The 23880-nt window shown below is 44.1% G+C and carries 22 protein-coding genes; 9 read left to right on the forward strand and 13 right to left on the reverse strand.

Features of this window, described 5'->3' with window-relative positions; genetic code table 11:
- The first annotated feature begins 162 nt into the window (after positions 1–162).
- The 4 genes from AAE02nite_RS00210 (at position 163) to AAE02nite_RS00225 (ending at position 3807) form a co-directional block, all read left to right on the forward strand.
- Complete coding sequence (locus AAE02nite_RS00210; RefSeq protein ID WP_146894429.1) at positions 163–963, forward strand: DUF3108 domain-containing protein; 801 nt, start codon at positions 163–165, stop codon at positions 961–963.
- Between the two features lie 158 nt (positions 964–1121).
- Positions 1122–1814, forward strand: a complete 693-nt coding sequence (locus AAE02nite_RS00215; protein ID WP_146894430.1) for a response regulator transcription factor — start codon at positions 1122–1124, stop codon at positions 1812–1814.
- A 2-nt stretch (positions 1815–1816) separates the two neighbouring features.
- Positions 1817–2854 (forward strand): sensor histidine kinase, encoded by a 1038-nt coding sequence (locus AAE02nite_RS00220; RefSeq protein ID WP_146894431.1) that lies wholly within the window; start codon positions 1817–1819, stop codon positions 2852–2854.
- A gap of 239 nt (positions 2855–3093) precedes the next feature.
- The gene (locus tag AAE02nite_RS00225) at positions 3094–3807 is read left to right on the forward strand and encodes an RluA family pseudouridine synthase (RefSeq protein ID WP_146894432.1); all 714 of its coding nucleotides are present in this window, start codon (positions 3094–3096) and stop codon (positions 3805–3807) included.
- Between the two features lie 101 nt (positions 3808–3908).
- Here the strand turns inward: AAE02nite_RS00225 and AAE02nite_RS00230 are convergent, their stop codons facing one another.
- Positions 3909–4556, reverse strand: coding sequence for a chemotaxis protein CheC (locus AAE02nite_RS00230; protein ID WP_146894433.1), 648 nt, complete (start codon positions 4554–4556; stop codon positions 3909–3911).
- A gap of 654 nt (positions 4557–5210) precedes the next feature.
- Here AAE02nite_RS00230 and rplM point away from each other — a divergent pair.
- The 4 genes from rplM to tsf all read left to right on the forward strand — a co-directional run bounded on the left by rplM (position 5211) and on the right by tsf (position 7886).
- On the forward strand, positions 5211–5660 hold the full coding sequence (rplM, locus tag AAE02nite_RS00235; protein WP_146894434.1) for a 50S ribosomal protein L13: 450 nt from the start codon (positions 5211–5213) through the stop codon (positions 5658–5660).
- 9 nt (positions 5661–5669) lie between these two features.
- The gene (rpsI, locus tag AAE02nite_RS00240; protein ID WP_146894435.1) at positions 5670–6056 is read left to right on the forward strand and encodes a 30S ribosomal protein S9; all 387 of its coding nucleotides are present in this window, start codon (positions 5670–5672) and stop codon (positions 6054–6056) included.
- 21 nt (positions 6057–6077) lie between these two features.
- The gene (rpsB, locus tag AAE02nite_RS00245) at positions 6078–6848 is read left to right on the forward strand and encodes a 30S ribosomal protein S2 (protein WP_146894436.1); all 771 of its coding nucleotides are present in this window, start codon (positions 6078–6080) and stop codon (positions 6846–6848) included.
- 204 nt (positions 6849–7052) lie between these two features.
- Positions 7053–7886: a translation elongation factor Ts gene (tsf, locus tag AAE02nite_RS00250; RefSeq protein ID WP_146894437.1), complete on the forward strand. Its 834-nt coding sequence runs from the start codon at positions 7053–7055 to the stop codon at positions 7884–7886.
- An 84-nt stretch (positions 7887–7970) separates the two neighbouring features.
- Here tsf and AAE02nite_RS00255 read toward each other — a convergent pair whose 3' ends face one another.
- The 4 genes from AAE02nite_RS00255 to AAE02nite_RS00270 form a co-directional block, all read right to left on the reverse strand.
- Positions 7971–9143 carry an SHOCT domain-containing protein gene (locus AAE02nite_RS00255; RefSeq protein WP_146894438.1) on the reverse strand — a complete coding sequence of 391 codons (1173 nt, stop codon included), beginning with the start codon at positions 9141–9143 and terminating at the stop codon, positions 7971–7973.
- 89 nt (positions 9144–9232) lie between these two features.
- Positions 9233–9481: a hypothetical protein gene (locus AAE02nite_RS00260; protein WP_146894439.1), complete on the reverse strand. Its 249-nt coding sequence runs from the start codon at positions 9479–9481 to the stop codon at positions 9233–9235.
- A 59-nt stretch (positions 9482–9540) separates the two neighbouring features.
- A complete protein-coding gene (locus AAE02nite_RS00265) occupies positions 9541–10077 on the reverse strand; it encodes a hypothetical protein (protein ID WP_146894440.1) in 537 nt (178 codons plus the stop codon).
- Between the two features lie 64 nt (positions 10078–10141).
- Positions 10142–11944: a MutS-related protein gene (locus tag AAE02nite_RS00270; RefSeq protein ID WP_146894441.1), complete on the reverse strand. Its 1803-nt coding sequence runs from the start codon at positions 11942–11944 to the stop codon at positions 10142–10144.
- 306 nt (positions 11945–12250) lie between these two features.
- Here AAE02nite_RS00270 and AAE02nite_RS00275 point away from each other — a divergent pair, with 306 nt between their 5' ends.
- Positions 12251–12808 (forward strand): O-acetyl-ADP-ribose deacetylase, encoded by a 558-nt coding sequence (locus AAE02nite_RS00275; RefSeq protein WP_146894442.1) that lies wholly within the window; start codon positions 12251–12253, stop codon positions 12806–12808.
- A gap of 1 nt (position 12809) precedes the next feature.
- On the opposite strand, the gene amaB is transcribed toward AAE02nite_RS00275, so the two are convergent.
- The 8 genes from amaB to secA all read right to left on the reverse strand — a co-directional run bounded on the left by amaB (position 12810) and on the right by secA (position 23736).
- Positions 12810–14375 carry an L-piperidine-6-carboxylate dehydrogenase gene (gene amaB / locus AAE02nite_RS00280; RefSeq protein ID WP_174761886.1) on the reverse strand — a complete coding sequence of 522 codons (1566 nt, stop codon included), beginning with the start codon at positions 14373–14375 and terminating at the stop codon, positions 12810–12812.
- Between the two features lie 181 nt (positions 14376–14556).
- Positions 14557–16068 (reverse strand): Do family serine endopeptidase, encoded by a 1512-nt coding sequence (locus AAE02nite_RS00285; protein WP_146894443.1) that lies wholly within the window; start codon positions 16066–16068, stop codon positions 14557–14559.
- Between the two features lie 202 nt (positions 16069–16270).
- A complete protein-coding gene (locus AAE02nite_RS00290) occupies positions 16271–16708 on the reverse strand; it encodes an Hsp20/alpha crystallin family protein (protein ID WP_246150697.1) in 438 nt (145 codons plus the stop codon).
- A 166-nt stretch (positions 16709–16874) separates the two neighbouring features.
- Positions 16875–17723, reverse strand: a complete 849-nt coding sequence (locus AAE02nite_RS00295; protein WP_146894444.1) for a porin family protein — start codon at positions 17721–17723, stop codon at positions 16875–16877.
- 83 nt (positions 17724–17806) lie between these two features.
- Positions 17807–18997: a M20 metallopeptidase family protein gene (locus AAE02nite_RS00300; RefSeq protein WP_146894445.1), complete on the reverse strand. Its 1191-nt coding sequence runs from the start codon at positions 18995–18997 to the stop codon at positions 17807–17809.
- 162 nt (positions 18998–19159) lie between these two features.
- On the reverse strand, positions 19160–19693 hold the full coding sequence (locus AAE02nite_RS00305) for an SPOR domain-containing protein (protein WP_146894446.1): 534 nt from the start codon (positions 19691–19693) through the stop codon (positions 19160–19162).
- Positions 19674–20363, reverse strand: coding sequence for a deoxyribose-phosphate aldolase (deoC, locus tag AAE02nite_RS00310; protein ID WP_246150700.1), 690 nt, complete (start codon positions 20361–20363; stop codon positions 19674–19676). Before deoC ends, AAE02nite_RS00305 begins: the two co-directional genes overlap by 20 nt.
- A complete protein-coding gene (gene secA / locus AAE02nite_RS00315; RefSeq protein WP_146894447.1) occupies positions 20353–23736 on the reverse strand; it encodes a preprotein translocase subunit SecA in 3384 nt (1127 codons plus the stop codon). The genes deoC and secA overlap by 11 nt, the downstream gene beginning before the upstream one ends.
- Between the last annotated feature and the right edge of the window lie 144 nt (positions 23737–23880).

Here is a 23880-nt window from a genome sequence, read left to right on the forward strand (position 1 = left end):
CATTTTATTATATTTCAGTTAAAACTAAAAGGTGCTCTAATACAGGCACCTTTTTTTATTGTTTACAGTTCTGCATATAAAATCATTCTCTTAAATTTACCGTTGGTATAGTTGGTATAACATTTGTTCTCCGAAAGAATAAAAGCCAACTTTAAAACAGTTATGAATAAATATTTGCCGGTATTTTTAGTATTGGTAGTAGTGCTGGCATCGGGCTTTATGCTGAACGATACCCTGCGCCGCGTGGAGCAGGATTCGTTTTCGACCGGTGAAGTGTTGCGGTACAAGGTGCATTACGGCGTGATTAACGCTGCCGAAGCCGTCATTGATATTGACCCTAACCTACAGAAAGTAAATAACCGGGCCTGCTACAAAGCCAATGTATACGGCAAAACCATTGGCTCTTTCGATTTTTTTCTACGCATCCGCGATACCTGGCGCTCTTATATAGACACATCCGCTATTTTACCGCTGCGTTTTCACCGGAATATTGAAGAAGGCAAGTACCGAAAAAAAGAATACGTAAACTTTGACCATTACCGCAACATTGCGGTGGTAGAAGATAAAAAAGGCACCGAAACCTTTAAAATTCCGGAGAATGTGCAGGACATTGTCAGCGGTTTTTATTACATGCGCACGTTAAACCTCGATAAGTACAAAAACGGCGATGTTATCCGGCTACAAGGGTTCTTTGATGATGAGGTATATGATTTTACAGTTACCTTCCGGGGCCGCGAAATAGTAGAAACCAAAGCGGGCAATATTCAGGCTTTTAAACTGGTACCTAAAATGCCCGCTAATAAATTATTTTCCGGCGAAAACGCGGTATCGGTGTATCTCTCCGACGACAAAAACAAAATTCCGGTAATGATTAAAGCCGAAATGTTTGTGGGCTCCATTAAAGTTAATTTATACCATTACAGCGGTTTGAAATATAAGCTGAATGTGGCTAAAAGCAGCTAAAGCTCTCTTTTTAAGGCGAAACTCTGCGCGGAGGTTAATCTTAATAATTTCTTAACATACAGGCAGCTTATTACCAATGCCTTAGCCATTTAAATATGTTATCTTTGTTAAGGTTAAACCAAGATTGCTTGGGCAGTCTTAAAAAGTAACTAAACAAAGTGCAAACAACAGCTAATTATAAAATTCTGGTAGTAGACGACGACCCGGATATTGTGGAACTACTGCAATATAACCTTAACCGGGAAAACTACGAAGTGGCCAGCGCCGAAAACGGCAAAGCCGCCATTGCTACGGCCCTTACCTACAAACCCGATATTATATTAATGGATGTAATGATGCCGTTGATGGATGGTATAACGGCTTGCCGGCATCTGCGGGAATTGCCGGAGTTTAAAGAAACCTTTATTATATTTTTGACGGCCCGCTCCGAAGAGTTCTCAGAAGTGGCAGCTTTCGAGGCCGGAGCCGATGATTTTATTAGCAAGCCCATTAAGCCCCGGGCACTCTTAAGCCGGTTGGCCGCTTATGTGCGGCGCGATGCCAGCCAATCGCCGGAGGCAAACGAAGTTATACAAGTAAGTAATCTCCGGATAGACCGCACCAGCTTCTCGGTATTTAAAAACGACGAAAAAATTACTTTGCCCAAAAAAGAGTTTGAGTTGCTTTCTTTTCTGGCAGCTACCCCCGACAAAGTATTTAACCGGGAAGAGTTACTGAACAATATTTGGGGAACCGATGTATTTGTAATTGCCCGTACCGTGGATGTACACATCCGGAAGGTACGCGAAAAAATAGGCGAAGAACATATTAAAACGATTAAAGGGGTTGGCTATAAGTTTAACCGAGATTAACCATGAATCTTAATTCCCGGACAATAGCCATTATTGTCTCGGCGGTGGCGGCGGCAATATTTACCGCCTTCCTTTTATTTTCCCAATATTTGTCGGTGCGGGGGCTGGTTGTTTGGCTGGGCCTCACCTTTTCGGTTTGCTTTATTCTGGTATATTTCTCTTTCGAAACCCTGATATTCCGGGAGATAAACAATATTTACGCCGGACTGGAGCATATTAAACGGAAAGAATTCCGGCGCATGAGCAATAAATTTTTATTTCGTCCCGAACCTTTAAAGCGGATTAAAGACGAAATATTGTATATGGCCGAGCAAAAGCAAAAAGAGATAGACGAGCTCAAGCGGCTACAGGTTCTCCGGCGCGAGTTTCTGGCCGATGTTTCGCACGAACTCAAGACTCCGATTTTTGCGGCCCAGGGCTTTATTCATACCCTGCTGGATGGCGCCATGGATGATGAAAACGTACGCGATAAATTTCTGCAGAAAGCTGCCAAAAGCCTCGATGGCCTTGATAACCTGGTGCAAGACTTAATCAGTATTTCGCAACTGGAGAAGGGGGTGGTAAAAATGCAGAAAAAGAATTTCGATATAGCATTGCTCTGCCGCGAAGTATTTGAAGAACTGGAACAAAAAGCGGCCACCCAAAACGTTAAACTGCACCTGGACACGGAAGGAGATGGTCCTTTTGGTGTTTACGCCGACTGGAACCGCATTAAACAGGTACTCATTAATTTAGTGGACAACGCTATCAAATACGGCCAGCCCGAAGGAAATATCTGGATTAAACTTTCCGAAACAAAAAAGCGGGTCCAGATTACCGTGACAGACGATGGCCCCGGCATTGCCGAAGAACACCAAACCCGGGTTTTCGAACGTTTTTACCGCATTGACAAAAGCCGTTCGCGCGATAGTGGTGGTTCGGGCCTCGGACTAGCTATTTCCAAGCATATTTTAGAAGCGCACCGCTCTTCCATAGAACTCACCAGTAAAATAAATCGGGGTACCTCCCTGCGTTTCCGGCTAAGCAAGGCCAAGGTTTAAATTCGTTATTTGTTAATCGTTGTTTGTTAATCGGAGATTGATGATGTGCCAGCGACTGTTCTTCCTCATTGCCTTGGCAATATTTTACTTTCGCTAGTTTAGTTATCAAAAGCTGTTTTGTTACGTTAATAAAATAAACCTGCATCTTTGCAGTCAATCCAAAATTATTCCGAACATCGAATTTGAAACATTAAATATTCGAAGCGCGAATAACGAACCACGATTAACGACCAACGAATATGAAATATCCTGTTTTTAAGGATTTAATACTTTTCGAGAACGACGATTTTATTATCATAAATAAACCTCCTTTTTTGGCTACGCTCGAAGATCGTACGCCCCAAAGCACCAATATTTTGCGCCTGGCCCGGCAGTACCACGAAGATGCCCAGGCTTGCCACCGACTGGATAAAGAAACTTCCGGCACCCTGGCTTTAGCAAAAAACAATGAAGCTTACCGCCATTTATCCATGCAGTTTGAGCACCGGCAGGTAACTAAACTGTACCACGCGGTAGCCTGGGGCTCCCACGATTTCCAGGATTTACTTGTGGATAAGGCCATTCAGCCGGGCCTGAAAGGTACTGCCAAACTAAGCCGTTCGGGAAAATCCGCCGAAACGTACTTTACCACGCTGGAAAAATACAGCCAGCACACCTTGTTAGCTTGTAAGCCCATAACCGGACGGATGCACCAGATACGATTGCACCTGGCCTTTTTAAAGGCCCCTATTGTAGGCGATACCTTATACAAAGGCGAACACGTATATTTATCGAGTCTGAAGCGCAAGTTTAATTTAAAGAAGGAAGAGGAAGAGCAACCTTTTATCAAACGTTTTGCGCTGCATTCGAGCCAGTTAGGATTTACTTCTTTAAGCGGCGAACCCATTCTGGTAGAGGCGCCTTACCCCAAAGATTTTCAGGTACTGTTAAAAATGCTGCGGCAATACAGTTAAACTTTTAATAATTACCAACAAAAAAGCCCGGTTAATTCCTGAATGTAAATCAGGAATTAACCGGGCTTTGCTTTAAGGGGCTTTACCCAGAGGGAAATGCCTTAGGTCAATTCTTTCAGCAATTTGTAATCATACAGATTATCGCGCCGGATTATGCGTAGCAACGTAGAAACCGAAAGCGAATCGAACACCACCAGCATGGGTATTTCTACTTCTTTAAGTAAATTATTAAACTGGGTTTTAATGGTAATTACAAAAGGCTGATAACCGGGCAAATCTTCCAATATATGGTTGATTGAACCGGCTTTATTCGAAAATAAGTGCACCGGCTCGGTAGTTGTCAGGTTTAGTTTCAGAATTTGGCTTAATTGATTCGCCAGAGCCTCTGTTACTACCTGGCTTATTTCCCGAAGCATTTCATTTTTCTTCTGTTGTAATTCTGCATTACCAAGAATTAAATCCTGATCCAGGCATACCTCTGCAATTTTCCCAATGTTCTCTTCGGTAAAAAGCATAAAAGTTTTGCCGTTCAAATCGCCTGTAATACCTGATCGAAGAACAAAATATATTGCTTCGAATTCATCGATTACATCGGGTAAAACGCGGGGCTCAATAATTTTAACTTCCGGCACATTCAGCAACACGCCTGATTTAGAAAAATTAGAAAAAGAGTCGGCTGCTCTGGCCAAGCCAATGCTAATTATTTCCCGGAGCACATCCTTTTCTAATTCGTTTATTATAATGTACATCTCACAAAAACTAAAATTCTAATCCTAATGGCGTTAGCTTATCTGTTAACTCCTTCAGATACTTTGTATTTAAACGTAGGTATAAATACGAGGGCAATTTTAAAAAGTAAGCTTTAAAAGTAAAAATATTTATGTAATTTTTTATTCCTTTTAACTGATAATCAACTATTTTATCTTAATCTTTTTATCTGCTAAGCAAGCGTTTCAGCCTCATTATTATATTTAAAACTTCTGAAAAATATAATAATTCTGCCGCTGATTACCGCTAAGGCGTGTTTTCAACTGCAACTGATTAATCAGAAGACAACCACAGGCAGGCACGAAACAACCGGGCGTACGTTCCAACATAAAAGATTAAAACCGGAAAAGGCAAATTTGGTTTTGTTTTTTTTATTTCGACCCTACGTATTTATTTCATTATCCTTTTTTACGCAGCAATAATTGGCAGTACCATTGATACTAATCATTCAAGTAATTAAAAGAATAAAAAGGGCTGTAAATTCCGATTCCGGAAAAGTACCTACCACAAATATCAGAATACTAATTTTTTAATTATCAGCCGTTTGTAAATCCGATAATTTACCTTAACTTTGCACCTCCTTTTCTGAATACTAAAAGGAAATCTATTCATTTATAACCATTTAACCATCAATAATGGACCATTTAAGTTATAAGACGCTATCAGTTAGTAAAGCGACCGCTAATAAAGGTTGGGTAGTGATAGACGCCGGAGACGCAACATTAGGCCGGGTAGCCAGCCAAATAGCTAACATTTTAAGAGGTAAGCACAAAGCTTCCTTTACCCCTAACGCGGATTGCGGCGATAATGTAATTGTTATCAATGCGGTTAATTTACGCGTTACCGGTAAAAAACTAGATAACAAAGTTTATGTAACGCACTCTGGTTATCCAGGTGGTCAGAAACATACTACCGTTCGCGAACTGAAAGCCAAATCGCCGGCTAAAGTAGTAGAAAGAGCGGTACGCGGTATGCTGCCCCGCACCCGTTTGGGCCGCGAGCAATTCCGTAACCTGTTTGTGTACGATGGCGCGGAACATCCGCACGAAGCACAACAGCCAAAACAAGTAAAAATCAATTTATAATCATAATTAATGGAAGTTCTCAATACATCTGGTAGAAGAAAAACCTCGGTGGCGCGTGTTTACATGACGTCTGGGCAAGGGAATATCACTATTAACGATAGAGATATAAAAGAATATTTCGCGAGCGAAGTATTACAAACAATCGTTAACCAGCCATTCAAAACTTTGGATGCGATTGGTAAATACGACGTTCGGGTGAACGTAAAAGGTGGTGGTACCAGCGGACAAGCCGAAGCAATCCGGTTAGCCATTGCCAAAGCCCTGATAACTGAAAACGCCGAGAGCCGTCCGGCCCTGAAGAAAGAAGGCTTCTTAACCCGCGACCCCCGGATGGTGGAGCGTAAGAAGTTCGGTAGAGCAAAAGCGAGACGTTCATTCCAGTTCTCTAAACGTTAAAATTAAAGGTGTATCAGAAAAATGGCTAGTACAAATTATAAAGAATTACTTGATGCCGGTGTTCACTTCGGGCACCTTACCCGGAAATGGGATCCGAAAATGGCTCCTTACATTTTCATGGAGAAAAACGGCATTCATATTATCGACCTGAACAAAACCGTAGCTTCTTTAGACGAAGCTGCTGCTGCTATCCGCCAGATAGCTAAATCGGGCCGGAAAATCCTGTTTGTAGCTACAAAGAAACAAGCCCAGGATATTGTTGCCGAAGAAGCAAAAAGACTTAAAATGCCTTACGTTACCGACCGTTGGTTGGGTGGTATGCTTACCAACTTTGCTACCGTACGTAAGTCGTTAAAGAAAATGTCTACCATCGATAAAATGGTAAAAGACAATACGGCTTATGCCGCTATGGCAAAACGCGAACGTTTAATGTTATCGCGCGAGCGGGAAAAATTATCGCGCGTACTGGGTGGTATTGCTGACTTGTCTCGGTTACCAGCAGCTTTATTTGTAGTAGATGTTAAGCGCGAGCACATTGCTATTAAAGAAGCTCAGAAATTAAACCTGCCGGTATTTGCAATTGTTGATACCAACTCTAACCCAGAGTTAGTTGATTTCCCAATTCCGGCGAACGACGATGCTTCAAAATCGATTGCGCTGATTGTGAGCGTAATGGGTAAAGCCATTGAAGAAGGTTTATCTGAAAGAAAAGTAGACAAAGAAGATACGGAGCGCAAGCGTTCTGAAGATGAAGGCATTGCAGAAAAAGTAGCTGCTGATTCTGGAGAATAATTCGGGAGACAAATCTAAATCTTTTAATACCCTATAAACTGAACATTGGAAATCTTAATTCTGATGTTCAGTTTTTTTTAAAGCACAAATCAGACGTTGGATGTTAGATACTAGATATTGGATGCTAGATAATAGATACTGGATTTAATATTCACAAAATCTGACTTTTAACTTTTAACTCATAACTTTAAACTAAATAGAAATATGGCTATTACAGCACAAGACGTAAACAGACTGCGCCAGGAAACCGGAGCCGGTATGATGGACTGCAAAAAAGCACTGACCGAAGCAAACGGCGACTTTGAAGCGGCTAAAGATATTTTGCGCAAAGCAGGTCAGAAAATAGCAAGCAAGCGCGCGGACAATGCCACCTCTGAAGGGGTTGTACTGACCCAGGTGAGCGAAGACGGTACCACCGGTAAAGTAATAGCTTTTGCCTGCGAAACCGAGCCGGTATCTAAAGTTGCTGATTTCCAGAACCTGGCAAAATCTATCCTGGAAGCTGCTGTATCGACCAATGCTGCTACCAAAGAAGATTTATTAGCTACTCCGCAGCCAGATGGCCGTACATTACAAGACCACATTACCGACCTGATGGGTAAAATTGGTGAGAAACTGGATGTAGTATCTTACGAAACCGTTACTGCTGATAAAGTAGTGGCTTACAACCACTCTAATGGTAAACTGGGTGTTTTAGTTGGGCTGAAAAATACCAACGGCACCGATGTAACCGAAGTTGGAAAAGACGTAGCCATGCAAATTGCCGCCATGAAGCCAATTGCCTTGGATAAAGATGGCGTAGATGCTGGTACTATTCAGCGTGAAATTGAAATTGGTAAAGAACAAGCCCGTGCCGAAGGCAAGCCAGAAGCCATGTTGGAAAAAATTGCCATGGGTAAACTGAACAAGTTCTACAAAGAAAATACTTTGTTAAACCAGGAATTCGTAAAAGACAACTCTTTATCTATTGCCCAATTACTGGATAAAACCAGCAAAGGCTTAACTGTTAGCGAATTCAAAAGAATTTCTATTGGTTAATAATGTTGCTTGTTTCACGAAAAAGCCTTCTAAAATTTTAGAAGGCTTTTTCGTTTCTGGATGGGCTAATATTTTTTAGCTCCATTATTCTTCTATGAATCTATTCTCCAGTAATTGTTCCTGCCGGAAATAAGTCATTTTAAAATCTTTATTAAACCGGGCTCTTACCCGGGCAGTGGTTTCCTGTTTCTGCCCTTTCGATTTCCGGAAAGCCGTACCGTGCTCAATGTACGTTACCTCATAACCGTTCTCCCCGCTACTCGTCATTTTTAAGGTTCCTTCTTCTATCGACGATTGGCTATCTTGAAATTCATTAAAATGGTAAGAACTAATATTTTCGTTGATGGCCTGGGGCGTAGTTCCGGTTAAGGTGTAATATCGCTCCACCGTTGGCGCAAAATGGTTTTGGGCCGCAAAAGGCGCACTTTTCATATCGGCATAATAAGCTTGGAGGCGGTCTTTTATTTTATTCAGCGCCTCTTCTTCGCTCAGTTTAGGAGGGGAAGCTGGTGTTGGAACTATTGTTTCGGTTGCTGCGGGTGCTGTTTCGGCAGCAGGTACGGTTAAAGTACCGGCAGCGGTTGTAGCAGCTTCGGTGGTTGTTGCTTCCACAGGCGTATTTACCGGTGGGGTTGGCCCTTTTTCCGGGTTTAAGCGCACCGAATCGGTTACGGCAGGTTCCGGCTTTGTGGCAGGAGATTCGGTACCCGTTACTTCGCTGGCAGCTGCCTCTTCGGTTCCCGGACCGCTCTTGCTCGTTAAACGCTCCGACTCCGAATCACTAAAAAAATGATAAGCCACTAACCCGACCAACAAGATTACGGCCAAAGAAATCAGAATGGTGAGTAACCAATCCTTCCGTTTGCCTTCTGTAACTTCCTCCGGCTCGTCCAGGGTTAAGCTCCGAAAGTTTCTATTTGCATTTTCTGGAATTGAATTTACAACCGTTTCCTCTCTATTCGCATTTGTTACGTTTTTGAATTCCGAGTTTTTGTATTCTGAATTTATAGAATTACCCTCCACTGCCCGGGGGTAAACCCGTTCCTGCATAGGTGTAGGCGGCACAATGGGTGGGGGCGTTTCCGTCCGGAGTGGGTTAACTGGCGTAGGTTGGGGCGGATTAGTGGCAGCAGATGAATTATTACCAAAAATAATCTTTCGCTTCAGCACCTCATACTCCTGTTGGGTTATAGCACCCGAATCCAGCAGGTTCTTTAGTTCCTGTATAGATTTAAGGGCCGAAAAATCATTTTCCATTTACTTTTATAAGATTAAATAACAAACAGGTTAATCAGTTCTTCTACGTAATTCGCACAAAGGCAGCCAAACAAAATATTTTATACTTTTTAGCTAAACTCCAGCCGTTCCTGCGCGTCGTGCAGCGCTTTGCTCATTTCGCCAAATCGCTGTAAAGCATTGTTAATAAAAGTTTCGTCTAACAACTTAGGAATATCTGCCTCATCCAGAATATCCATTTCGCTAACTTTATAAGTTTGCTCCAAAGAGCCTTTTTCTAGTTTAATAATATACTTTCCGTTCCAGGCGAAAATGGTTATTTTAACAGCCGGGTGCGGAATTTCAGATAAAACGCGCATTTGTTCTATTTAAATTTCGGGTAAAGCTACAAACTGATTTTACTTATACGGGCAGGAATTTAAATGATCTCGATGGTTTTAAGCTGGCGGTGCTGGTTTATTTTGTAAGTACGCCGGTTAAATCCCCGGAAAAGCTGTCCTAGCCCAAATAATGCCAATCCGGCCTGAGCCGTTACCCGGCCATTCTCTTTATCATCGGTAAGCAGGTAATTACCGCCGCCAATTAAGGTAAACAAAGATCCTGCGCCTCTTATGCCGCCACCCAGGCCGTATAAAAATCTCCCCATTGGTGCCCGCTGCACTACCCTAACTTTCCGGATATCCCGGATGGGCAGTTCGGTATTAAAAATAAGGATAGATTTTTTCCTTACAGCATCCAGCTTGCCGGTGTACAATCGTTTATCATCGGTTAATTTAAAAGTGAGGGTAGTACCCGGATAAAACCGGATGCGGCTTACCTTGCCTGGCTTATCTAATACCAGGTTATATTTTTTAGACCAATCAGCCGGCTTTGGAGATATTTCATCAACTTGGCTCCAGCACCGGAGAGCTCCGCAAGTCAGCAGAAAAATAAGTACTACTGCATGTTTTATCATAGGCCGGATGGTTGACAAAGCGCTGGTTGTAATATAAATTTATTGCCCTGATTAGCGCCGGGAATTATTTGTCTATCGCAATTCCCATCAGCTGCATGAGTTTACTCGCATTAAAGCTATGGCAGAGGCCCGGCTGTAATTTGTAATCAAATAATATTTTGTCTTCTTCGATGGTGCTGTTAAAACTGTAATTGGTTATATAATCAGGATGCTCCTGCTGCATGGCTCCCAGTTCTAAATCGTGGGTAGAAACCAGGCCCGCCGCGTTCCGGGTATGCATTTGCCGGATTAAAGCTTTTGCCCCTTCGTGCCGATCCCGCGAGTTGGTGCCTTTTAATATTTCGTCGAGTAAGTAAAAAACCGGGGTACTATCTGTGGTCAAATCCAGCAATTGCCGCAATCGTTTTAACTCGGCGTAAAAAGAAGAAGTACTTTCGGCAAGGTTATCTTCGGTGCGCATGGCCGTAAAAACCTGCACCGGATACAACCGGAAACGACGCGCGCATACCACCGAACCCGCCAGTGCCAGCACCAGGTTAACACCCAGCGTACGTAAAAACGTGCTTTTACCCGACATATTAGAGCCGGTAATAATACAGGTGTGCCCAGCCCCGGCCATTTTAAAATTATTCGTAATACGTGTATCTGTAAAAATTAGCGGGTGTCCCAATTCTCCGGCATCTGTCTCGAAAGGCGTTTGGCCGATAGCAGGCCAGGTATACTGGGGGTAAGCATAGCAGAAAGCAGCCAGGCTCGCCAGTGCTTCCGTTTCGGCAATTACGTCCAGAATATGCTCCAAATCCGGTGCTACCTGCTTTTTCCAGCTTTCCAGCCGGTACATCCAAAAGAAATCCCACATCAGAACAGCGTTCAAGACAAAGCTGATATACACATTCATGCGGGCCGAAAGGTATTCAACAATTACCGCTAACCGATGAATTTGGGTGGAGGCCGGCTGCCCTTCCACCACCAGGTTTTGTTTAAGATTATTTAGCTTTTTTGCTTCGGACGGGCGGTTTTCCAGGTGTTCGAGTAAATCGCGGTAGCTACGCAGCACATCGTACATGCCACTGCTTTGTTCGTAATAATCATCGCGGGCAGATGCATATTTATAACAGAGCAGGTATTGCGCCAGCATGAATATTACAGCCGGGTAACCACTAAAACCACTAAAAAAAAGAGTAATACTGGCTACCGTTAATACAGGTAATATAAAAGTAGCTGCTTTTAACCAGCTTTTATTGCGGTAAAAATCGGGCGCTTTCAACCAATCGAAAAAGGCAAAAGGTTCTTCTACCTGGTGCTTGTAATGCAGGGCTTTAGCTTGCAGGTGTTGCCGCCAGTCTATATCGGCCGCCAGTTCGGCCACGGCCGCTTGTCTTTCTAAAATCTCAGGTACGGGTGCAGCAGCGCTCAACCAATTAGCTACTTTTACTTTGCCAATACCGGTTACCGCCCGGTTTACAAGTTGGTAAACCGAATGCACCCCAAAAATATCTAAGTCGGAGGTATACGGATGTTTAGAATCTTTAAACTGGCTGCCTCCTTCAAATTGACTTAATTTTCCGTTTAACCGCTCCGTTTCTGCTTCGTTTATTCTTTTTAAGAATCCATTATGTTTCTGATGATATTGCAGACGGGTGTGTTTTTTAAAAGCAATTAGAAAAACTACGTACGCTACTAAAAGCAATACAAAACCCAGGCTGTTCTGGTTATGATAAAAAAGATAGCCGCAACTAACAGCCCCGGCGGTAAATATGGCTAACCGCAACCAACCCATGGCATTGGCCTGGCGCTTAAAACATTCTTCTTGCTGGGCAAAAGCTTGCCGGCGATTTAAGAATACTACATCGGGGGAATCAACCATTATATGAATACACTTGAAATAAGTTAGCGAGCAGAAGTAAATATTTATTACCAGTACCAGTGAAAGCATCCGGCAGCAAATATTAAAATATATTACGTAACTTTCTCAGGTATATTATTGCGGGCTGGTTTTAATACTTACCAGATTGGTAATAATTGGGAGAAAGGATTCAATATTGGCAACCTAGTACCAGGTAAAGTTGTGCAATTGCCATTAATCGGTTTTGAGTAGTTTGATTAAAAGCTGCTCCTGCTCCAATTAATACAACCCTTTTCTTAATTCAGAAACCTTCATAAAACTATAAATATGGATTCCTGGAAAAAAAAAATCCAACAAGGTAACCGGCTGGTATTATTTCAGGGTGATATTACCAAAGTTGCGGCCGATGCGATTGTGAATGCAGCCAATAGTTCCTTGCTGGGTGGCGGCGGAGTTGATGGGGCTATTCACCGGGCCGGCGGTCCGGCTATTCTGGAGGCTTGTAAAGAAATCAGGGCTCGCCAAGGTTCCTGCCCTACCGGCGAAGCGGTTGTTACCCCGGCTGGCAACTTACCCGCCAAATACGTTATTCATACGGTAGGCCCGGTTTGGCAGAGCGGCGATAGGGACGAACCGGAACTTTTGGCCAATTGCTACCGCAACAGCTTAAAATTAGCCGTAGCGCACGGGGCTAAAACCGTAGCATTTCCGAATATCAGTACCGGTGTTTACAGCTACCCCAAAGACAAAGCCGCCGAAGTAGCTATTCGTACCGTTTCAACTTTTCTGGCCCAGGATAGTTTTCTGGATTATATTATTTTTGTTGTATTCGATAAGGAGAATTATAATATTTACCAGCAGCTTATAAACAAAGACAAGCGCTAAATCAGATATCAAATTTTATTCCTTGTGCCAGCGGGAGTTCGGCACCAAAATTAATGGTATTGGTCTGGCGGCGCATGTAAACTTTCCAGGCATCGGAACCGGACTCGCGACCGCCACCGGTTTCTTTTTCGCCTCCAAAAGCGCCCCCTATTTCGGCGCCGGACGTACCAATATTTACGTTGGCAATGCCGCAATCAGAGCCCCAGGCTGACAAAAAGGTTTCGGTTTCGAGTAAGTTGCTAGAAAATATGGCCGAAGATAAGCCTTGCCTTACGCCGTTTTGTAACGCAATAGCCTCCTCTACTGAACCGGAATATTTGATTAAATACAAGATTGGCCCGAAGGTTTCTTCCTGTACCGTTGGGTAATGGTTTTCTACTTCTATAATGGCCGGGCTTACGTAAGTACCCGTTTTGTAATCGCCGTCGCTCAATATTTCGCCTCCAATCAATAATTTACCTCCTTCTATCTGTACCTCCGCTATGGCGTGCTCAAAAGCTTTGGCAGCCGTTTTATCAATCAAAGGGCCAACAAGTATATTTTCCTGTAAAGGATTACCAATAGGCAGGTTGGCGTAAATTTTTAGCAGCCGCTCTTTTACTTCTTCGTATACCGAGTCGTGCACAATCAGCCGGCGCGTAGAGGTGCAGCGCTGACCACAGGTACCAACTGCCCCGAATACTACCGCCCGGATAGCCATTTCCAGATCGGCGTTAGGGGTAATAATTATGGCATTATTGCCACCAAGTTCGAGTAAAGCCCGGCCCAGGCGGGCTCCTACGGCTTCGCCTACTTTTTTACCCATGGGCGTAGAACCCGTAGCAGATAACAAAGGAATGCGGGTGTCGTGTGCCATTAAATTACCAATGCCTGCATCACCAATAACCAGGTTAAATATACCTTCGGGCAGGTCGTTATCGGCTAATACTTCCCGGATTATATGCTGACAGGCTAAGGCGGCTAAAGGCGTTTTTTCGGATGGTTTCCAGATACACACATTGCCGCAAACTGCTGCTAGCATGGCATTCCAGCTCCACACAGCTACCGGAAAATTAAAGGCCGAAATAATGCCCACAATTCCTAGTGGGTGGTACTGGTCGTACATGCGGTGACTGGGGCGTTCCGAGTGCATGGTCCGGCCATGGAGCTGCCGCGATAGCCCAACGGCAAAGTCGCAGATATCAATCATTTCCTGTACTTCGCCTAACCCTTCCTGTACTATCTTGCCCATTTCGTAACTGACCAGCCGTCCCAATGCTTCTTTGTTTTCGCGTAATTTATTCCCAATCTGCCGCACAATTTCGCCCCGCTTGGGCGCCGGCATTTGCCGCCAAATAAGAAATGCCTCTTGCGCCGTATTAACTACATTGTTGTAATCAGCGGCCGTAGCCATCCGCACCGAGGCAATCAGGTTACCATCTACCGGCGAATGGATTTTCTTTATCTCTTCGTTCTTTTCACCCCCATCCATTAAACCCGTACTCCAGGCATTATTTACAGCCTCAATGCCTAATTGCTTTAAGGTAGCCACCGGGAAATACCTTTTGATAACTGTTGATTGACTCATGGCTCTTTAATGTGCTAATGTGTTGATTGTTAATCCGCCAAGGCGTTAGTTTACTAAGGTGCTAAGGTAAATACGTAAAAAATAAAGAATGTGATAATACCTTTAACCGAAGGCCGGTAAATTTCACGCGAAAAAAAAGCTCCTGTAAAATTACAGGAGCTTTTTTTATAATCTATAGCTGTTATCCGCGCCCGATAGGGTAGTAAGCACGTCGGCCGTCCGGATATATTCCTTCTACCAGTACCCCCTCCTCTTTCGCATTTTTAAGCAGGCGCTCCACATCCTGGGGCTTTTCTACTTTAGCTTTATCGATGCGGGTAATAATAAATCCATCTTCGATACCTGAATTCTTAAACTCGCTGGATCGCACATTGCTTATTTTAGCACCGCCTTCCAGGTTTAACTTATTCAATTCGTCTTTGCTCAACGGCGAGAATTTAGCGCCGGAGAAAGTAATGGCTTTGGCAACTTCCCGCTTAACCACATTGGTATCGCCCATGCGGTTGCGTAAGGTAGCCGTTACAGTTTCCGTATCGCTGCCGCGAACGTACGTAACTTTAATTTTATCGCCCGGACGATAACGGGCCACCTGCTCCTGCAACTGGGCCGAAGTATTTACCGGAATATTATTAATATGGGTAATTATATCGCCGGCCTTTAATCCAGCCGCTTGCGCAGCACTGTTTTCGGTAAGCTGCACCACGTAAATACCGTTCAGGTTTTTAATTTTCTTTTCTTCGGCTAGTTTGGCATCTACTTCCTGCATCCGGATACCCAGCAAAGCCCGCTGCACCTCACCATATTTTAGCAAATCGTCTACTACTTTACTTACTATGGCCGAAGGCACCGCAAAAGAGTAGCCTTCAAATGAACCCCGGCGGCTGGCAATAGCGGTATTAATACCTACTAAATCGCCGTTCAGGTTAACCAATGCCCCGCCGCTGTTACCAGGGTTTACTACGGCATCGGTTTGCAGGAAAGACTCTATACCTACGTTGTTATTTTTATCGTCGGTAGCTTGTATAATACCCACGTTGCGGCCTTTAGCACTAATAATACCGGCCGTAACGGTTGAGTTGAGGTTAAAAGGATTACCTACGGCCAATACCCACTCGCCTACCCGCAGATTATCGGAGTTGCCGTAACGAATCGTTGGCAGGTTGTTCGCATTTACTTTTAACAAAGCCAGGTCGGTGCTGGGGTCAGTACCTACCAGGGTAGCTTCAAATTTACGTTTATCATCCAGTACTACTTCAATTTTATCGGCTTTGTCAATAACGTGGTTGTTGGTTACAATGTAGCCGTTAGAAGAAATAATTACGCCGGAACCCGAGCCCAAGGAAGGTCCTTGCTGCCGGTGGTAGTTTTCAAAATCATCGCCAAAAAAATCGCGTAAAAACGGATCCATCATGTCGCGTTGTCGCGAGCCACCCCGCGAAGCCTGTACGCCATACTCGGTATTTACGTGCACCACGGCCGGGGTAACCGTTTCGGCAGCCGTTATAAAGTTTAAGCCTTCGGGTACTTTTACATCGCTATTGCGTAACAAGCTGGAGTAACGCACATTCTGATTTAATGATTGTACCTCCTGTGCCTGCTCCTGGTCATCGAGCAGTTTATAGCCGCCAATGGCTATACCGCCGCCCATTACAGCAGAAAGCACCAGGCCAAACATAAATTGTTTTGCTTTCATATTTTACACGAATAAGATTGAATGGTGTATATTTTAATAAGTTTGAAAAGTATCGGATTAAGCTAATCTTCAGAATATTACAACGCTGTATATTACAGGTATATTATATTAAAAAGATCACCGGTTTTACTTCTGTATTATAAACGGTAATAAAACAAAAAAGACGCTAAAATATGCGTCTTTTTTGTTTTAAGTCAAAGATTTATTTTATCTCAATTTGCCGTTTTAACGGTTTTTGTTCATCCTTAGGTACTGTTACCAACAGCAAACCATTTTCGAATTGGGCTTCTATGGCGCCTTCGTTAATGTTGTCTGGCAGGAAGAACGACCGGCTAAACTTGCCGTAATTGGTTTCGAGGAAGTGATACTTGTTTTCTTTATTTTCAGCATCAAACTTCCGTTCGCCCGAGATAGTTAATTTACCTTCCTGAAATTCCAGATGAACATCTTCTTTGCGGAAGCCAGGCAGGGCTACCTGCAATTTAAACTCCTTGTCGGTTTCGATAGCATCTACCTGCGGATGAAACTTTGTTAAATTGCGTTTGGCAGTTAGTCCTTCAGTAAAAAATTTATCTATCAGCGAACCATAGGTTTCTGGTAATCTGTCTAATAACTGACCGTTTACTCTTGCTACTGTCATGGTTGTAATCTCCTATTTTATATTTATGTTTTTTAATTCTTAATCGGATACCTAACTATTAATAAATTTTGTACCAAATCAACAAAACACGAATATCAAGACACTATGGCATATAAACTAACATTTTACGTAAATAAAAATGACTAATAGTCATATATTTAATAACTTATTCGCTCGGAGCGGTGGGTATTGTCCTGGAAAAAGGTTTACCGCCCTGAAACAAAACATAGCGTAAATCGAGTCCCCAAATGGGAAGGTACGCATTCTGTTTAGCAGCCGGTTTTATTATTTCTCCGGCAGCATTAGAAACTGGCGCCACGCCCGTAAAATCCATCTGATCGGCAAAATAAGGAGTTGCTGAAAACTTTTGATTTAAGACATACATCACCTCCAGCCGCAAGCGGGCCCGGTCAACCAGTCGTTGATTATTACTCTGTTGCTTTTGAGGCTCGTAATTCAGATTATAAAAAAGTTCGTAAGAAATCCGGGGCCGGATATCCTTTCTGCCGATTGTAAAATTCCGGTCTAAATCGGCCCGGAATTTAATCCGGCCATTATTACTACCAGGCCAGCGCACAACATGTTCTAAGGTGGCCCGCTGCCCAAACCTTATTTTACCGATAGCGTTTACCTGGCGAATATAAAGTTCATTAAATAAAATATTGCGGGTCCGTTCCGTGGCATAAGACTCCGCAATGCCCAGGCTCCATTGGTTATTAAATACATGCTCATATCCAGCCCTAACCTGCACCCGTTCCAGATTCCTGGTTATACCGTCATCGCCTAAGTACCTGATTTCATCGTTGAAATTAAATCGGTAATGATTCCGGAAATAAAAGAAGCTGGTATTTTTCAGAACGTATTCTACCTGCAACTCCGGCCAGAAGTTAACCGGACGTATTACTTTTTGCTGCGCCAGGCATTTCTCCGCCGAAAAAAGAAAACTAAAAAAGCACCCTATCACCCACCAATTACTCCGGACCAGAACCCGGCGCAAAAAATATTCTAGCTTCACAAACGCTTCAACTATTAATTATCTTATAATCCGATATTTTCCGGTATAACACTGACGGCTACATCTGTGTTCATAAAATCCTGCTACCCTTTCAACTCTTCTAAGGCCAGCCAGGCCATTAAACCCATACCCGTTTGCAGCGCATCTTCGTCTACGTCGAAAGTAGGCGTATGCACCGATGAAGTAATACCCCGTTCTTCATTGCGGGTACCCAAGCGGTAAAAGCAAGCATCTACCTGCTGGGTATAGTATGCAAAATCTTCGGCCGCCATCCAGATATCCAAATCTATTACGTTTTCGGCTCCTAAAAAGGTCTCGGCGGCCGCACGCATTTTGGCAGTCAGTTCGGGCGAGTTTTGCAGATAAGGATAACCCCGGCGAATATTAAATTCGCAGCTGCCGCCCATAGCTTCGGCCATTTGTTCGGCCATTTTTTTCATTTTCTGGTGCGCTTCGGCCCGCCACGGTTCGTTCATGGTCCGGAAGGTACCTTCAATTTTAACTTCGTTAGGTATAACATTTGTTGCGCCATTGGCAATTACTTTCCCGAAAGACAAAACGGTAGGTATACGGGGACTGGCGTGGCGGCTTACAATTTGCTGCAGGGCCACAATAATGTGCGCCGAAATAACTACCGGGTCGATGTTTATTTCGGGCATGGCGCCATGACCGCCTTTGCCTTTTACGGTTACATACAATTCATCGGAACTGGCCATGTACATACCGGAACGTACGCCTACCTGGCCAGCCGGTAACACCGGGAATACATGCTGCCCAAAAATGGCCTGGGGTGTTGGGTTTTGCAGCACCCCTTCTTTTATCATAAGAGAGGCTCCGCCGGGAATAATTTCCTCGCCAGGCTGAAAAATAAGCTTTACGGTACCTTCAAAGTCGGCGCGCAATTGGTTTAATATACGAGCGGTACCTAATAAAGAAGCGGTGTGAACATCGTGCCCGCAGGCGTGCATAACACCTTCATTCTTCGATTTATAATCTACTTGGTTCTGCTCATTAATCGGTAAGGCATCCATATCGGCCCGCAGCGCAATAGTACGTTTCTCCGGATTTTTACCTTTTACCAAAGCTACTACCCCGGTTTCAGCCATGCTAATTGGCTCCAGACCGTACTCCTGTAATCTCCCCGTTACAAAAGCAGCCGTGTTGTATTCCTGAAAAGAGAGTTCGGGATTGGCGTGTAAATGCCGGCGGATGTTTACGGTATCGGCAGCGAAATCAGCCGCCATCTTCTTAATTGCCTCTTTTAAATCGGCCATAACTATGTTAAAATGAGATTTCTAATTTAAAACCGAAAGTTAATAAAACTAATTTGTTTTACTAATGGCTGACCGGATGAAGGGCAGTATTCACCTTTTCAGCCACCCTCCTGTAGATGAAATTGTTTTTGGTTAAAAACAAAAAAGGCCGGTTAAGGCCTCTTATTTTACGTTTATCTGATCCACCACAATCATGGCATTGGGAGCTAAATCTTTGATTCGGAGTAATACCTGCTGGGCCTCTATCCGGCTAAAATAATCGCCTACTTTAACGCGCCAGGTGGGTTGTTTGTATTGGGGATAAACCGGCTCATCGGGCACCCGCGATACAATTTCTGCCCGTAAATCAAGGGCCGTTTTGCGTTCTGTACCAGTGTAAGCTAATATGCGGTAACCCTGGGCAAACCGGATAGATTTATTCATGCTAATCAAGGTATCCATCAGGGCGGCTACTTTGGCATTCGCGTGATTGGTGGGCATGGGTGTTGCGGCAGCAGTAGCAGTTCCGCTTCCGGAATTGGGCGTATTTGGCAGGTTAAATTTTGGCCGGTATTTACTCAGGTCCTCTGCTTTGGCGTTCGTACCTTCAGCCCGGGAATCGGCACTGCCGGCGGGCGTTCTCACAGCGCTCGCACAAGCCGACAGAAAACTAATAAGCAAAATAATATATAATCTGCTAAAGTATTTCTTTCTCATTTTTTATTAATTGAATCCCCGCCGAAGTACCAATGCGATCTGCCCCGGCAGAAATTAATTCTCTGGCAAAAGCTAAATCCCGAATACCACCGGATGCTTTTATCTGAATATGTTCCGGCAAATATTTTCGCATTAATCTTACGTCTTCTACGGAAGCGCCCCGGTTGGAAAACCCGGTTGAAGTTTTTACAAAATCGGCCTCTGCTTCTGCGCAAATCTCGCAGGCCTTCTTAATTTCTTCTTCGGTTAATAAAGCCGTTTCGATAATAACCTTTAATTGCGCATCCTTAAAATGACAAAGGGTAGCCATTTCACCGATTTCATTTTCTACCTCTTCGTAATGGCCCGATTTGAAAGCAGCGAGATTCATGACCATATCAATTTCGACAGCCCCGGTAGTTAAAGCTTTATGAGCCTCAAAAAACTTTACTTCGGCGGTTTGATACCCCAACGGGAAACCAATAACGGTGGCAATTTTAATATCGTACCCGTTTAAGGTATTCTTGGCCAACTTTACAAAACAGGGCGGAATACAAACGGCGGCAAACCCAAACTCCTCCGCTTCGGCACATAAAGAAACGATCATACGCTCGTCTGCGTCGGGACGCAACAGCGTATGATCGATATAAGGTGCTATTTTACTTCGCGTTTCTATATCTTTAATCTTCAATAATCACACAACGATTATTGTTCACATCTTGTTCTACGTTTTTAAACTTCACATCCCGTACAATCCGGCCATCGTTATACCGGACACTTACTTTATCGTTGCGGTTAGCAACTTTATGTGCGCGCACCGGCACGTGTTTTTCCGGTTCTGCCACCGCAGGTATACCCGGCAGGCCATTACCACCATCCAAAGTAGAATGTGCTTCTTCTTTCTCCAGTTTTAAAGCCGGCGCTTTTTGCTGCGGTTTCGGACGCGCTTCACGTACTTCCTGCACTTCTTCGCGTTCCTGCACCGGAATATCGGCCCGGAATAAGAAAGATACGGTTTCTTCGTTTACTTTTCCAATCATCCGCTTAAACAACTCGAAAGATTCGAATTTGTAAATCAACAACGGATCTTTTTGTTCGTAAACGGCGTTTTGAACCGATTGTTTCAGGTCGTCCATTTCGCGCAGGTGCTGGGTCCAGGCCGTATCAATAGTAGCTAAAGCAATAATTTTCTCCATCTCCCGGATTAATTCCTGCGAGTGGGTTTCGAAAGTTTTGCGTAAGTCAGCGACTACGGTTAATTGCTGGCGACCATCGGAGAAAGGCACAGCCACATTCTGAATAATGGCCCCGCGGTTATGGTAAATATCCGAAATAATCGGGTAGGAATTTTCGGAAATTTGTTTAGTCCGTTCTAAGTAATAGGTCAGAGCCTCCTGATACAAGCGTTCGGTGAGTTGCTCAGGTTGCAGGCGTTGCATTTCATCGGCGGTAATTTCGGTATCGAAACCAAACACCCGGATAATATTCAGTTTAAAGTCTTCGTAGTCGCCACTGCCTTTGTGATTCAGGGCAATATCTTCGGCGGTATCGTAAATCATGTTCCAGATATCAAGTTGCAGGCGTTCGCCGTACAAAGCGTTTCGGCGGCGGCGATAAACTACTTCACGCTGGGCATTCATTACGTCGTCGTATTCCAGCAAACGTTTCCGGGTACCAAAGTTATTTTCTTCTACTTTTTTCTGCGCCCGTTCAATCGAGTTCGAAATCATAGAATGCTGAATTACTTCGCCTTCTTCAAGACCCATCCGGTCCATGAGGCGGGCAATCCGGTCCGAACCAAACAAGCGCATGAGGTTATCTTCCAAACTCACGAAGAACTGCGAAGAACCCGGGTCGCCCTGGCGACCGGCCCGCCCCCGCAACTGGCGATCTACGCGGCGTGATTCGTGACGTTCGGTACCAATAATGGCCAAACCACCGGCCGCTTTCGATTCCGGGGTTAACTTAATATCGGTACCCCGGCCAGCCATGTTCGTAGCGATGGTTACAGTAGATGGTTTACCGGCCTCGGCTACAATTTCGGCTTCGCGCTGGTGTTGCTTGGCATTTAATACCTGGTGCGGAATTTTACGCATTTGCAGCATCCGGCTTACCAGTTCCGAAATTTCTACCGAAGTAGTACCTACGAGCACCGGGCGACCGGCTTTGGTTAGTTCTACAATTTCTTCGGCTACGGCATTAAATTTCTCGCGTACGGTTTTGTAAACTTTATCGTGTTGGTCGGCGCGTTGGGTGGGTCGGTTAGTCGGAATTACCACGACGTCCAGTTTATAAATTTCCCAGAACTCACCGGCTTCTGTTTCGGCCGTACCGGTCATACCGCAAAGTTTGTGGTACATCCGGAAATAATTCTGCAACGTAACGGTGGCGTAGGTTTGGGTTGCATCTTCTACCTTCACGTTCTCCTTCGCCTCAATGGCCTGGTGCAAACCATCGGAGTACCGGCGACCTTCCATTACCCGGCCGGTTTGCTCGTCTACAATTTTTACTTTTTTGTCTTCGGTCAGGATATATTCAACATCCTTCTCAAACAACGTATAAGCTTTTAATAATTGGTTTACTGTATGAATCCGCTGCGACTTTTCGGCAAAGTCGTTCATTAGTTTTTCTTTCCGGTGCAATCTTTCATCGTGCGATGCTTCCGAATCATTTTCAATCGCGGCCAGTTCACTGCCCAAATCCGGCATAATAAAGAATTGCGGATCTTCTCCCTGACCGGTAATCATATCAACCCCTTTCTCGGTCAGTTCAATATTGTTATGCTTTTCGTCGATGGTAAAGTAAAGTGGCTCATCTGCTTCGGGCATTTGGCGTGCATTATCCTGCAGGTAGAAATTTTCGGTTTTTTGCAGAATGGTACGCATACCGGTCTCGCTCAGGAATTTAATCAAAGGCTTGTTTTTGGGTAAGCCCCGGTAAGCCCGGAATAAGGCCAGACCGCCCTCTTTTTCGTTGCCTTCTTTAATCAGACGTTTTGCTTCTACCAAAAGATTACCAACCAGTTTACGCTGGGCATCTACTAACATCGAAATACGCGGTTTAAGCACATAAAATTCGTGTTCATCGCCACGCGGTACGGGTCCCGAAATAATCAAGGGTGTACGGGCATCATCAATCAACACGGAGTCTACCTCATCTACCATCGCAAAATGGTGTTTGCGCTGTACCAGTTCATCGGTATTCCGCGACATATTATCGCGCAAATAATCGAAGCCAAATTCGTTGTTGGTACCATAAGTAATATCGGACTGGTAAGCCCGGCGGCGGGCGTCGGTATTGGGCTGGTGTTTATCAATGCAGTCGATGGTGAGGCCGTGGAATTCAAATAAAGGCGCCATCCACTCGGAGTCACGCTTGGCCAGGTAATCGTTTACGGTTACAACGTGTACGCCGCGTTTAGCCAGCGCATTCAGGAAAGCCGGGAGGGTTGCCACCAACGTTTTACCTTCACCGGTCGCCATCTCGGCAATTTTACCCTGGTGCAATACAATACCACCAATCAACTGCACGTCGTAATGCAGCATATCCCAGGTAACTTCGCTGCCTGCTGCCAGCCATTTGTTGTGCCAGGTAGCCTGATCGCCGTTTATTTCTACGTTGGGCTTACGGGCGGCTAATTGCCGATCCAGCTCGGTAGCGGGTACTACTAATTGTTTGTTTTCTTTAAACCGGCGGGCCGTTTCTTTTACAATGGCAAATGCCTGGGGCAGCACTTCCATTAATACCGTTTCCAGATCTTTGTTGCGGGTTTTCTCTAATTCATCAATTTCGTTGAAAACCGCTTCCTTCTGCATAATATCCAGATCAGGATTATCGGCCACTTTTTGGTGCAGCGCCTTTATTTTTGTATCTATATCCTGCAACCGCTCATCTATGATGGCTTTTACGGCCGCTGTCCGGTTGCGCAATTCGCCATCGGTAAGGGAAGCAAGTTTATTATATTCTTCATTTATTAAGCCAACATAAGGGGTAATCTCTTTAATATCGCGCTCAGATTTAGTTCCGAACACTTTGGCAATGGTTTTTCCGATAAAATCGAACATTTCGTATCTATTTTAGAAATTAATAGTAATCGTCAAAATTAAATTCTTTTTCCGAATATTCGTAAGAATACCGGGTAAAACAAGGTATGGATTAATAAGTTAGATAAGTTTAGAACTATTATACGCCGCAAACTTATCTTTTAA

The sequence above is a fragment of the Adhaeribacter aerolatus genome (assembly GCF_007991635.1).
GTDB classification, from domain to species: domain Bacteria; phylum Bacteroidota; class Bacteroidia; order Cytophagales; family Hymenobacteraceae; genus Adhaeribacter; species Adhaeribacter aerolatus.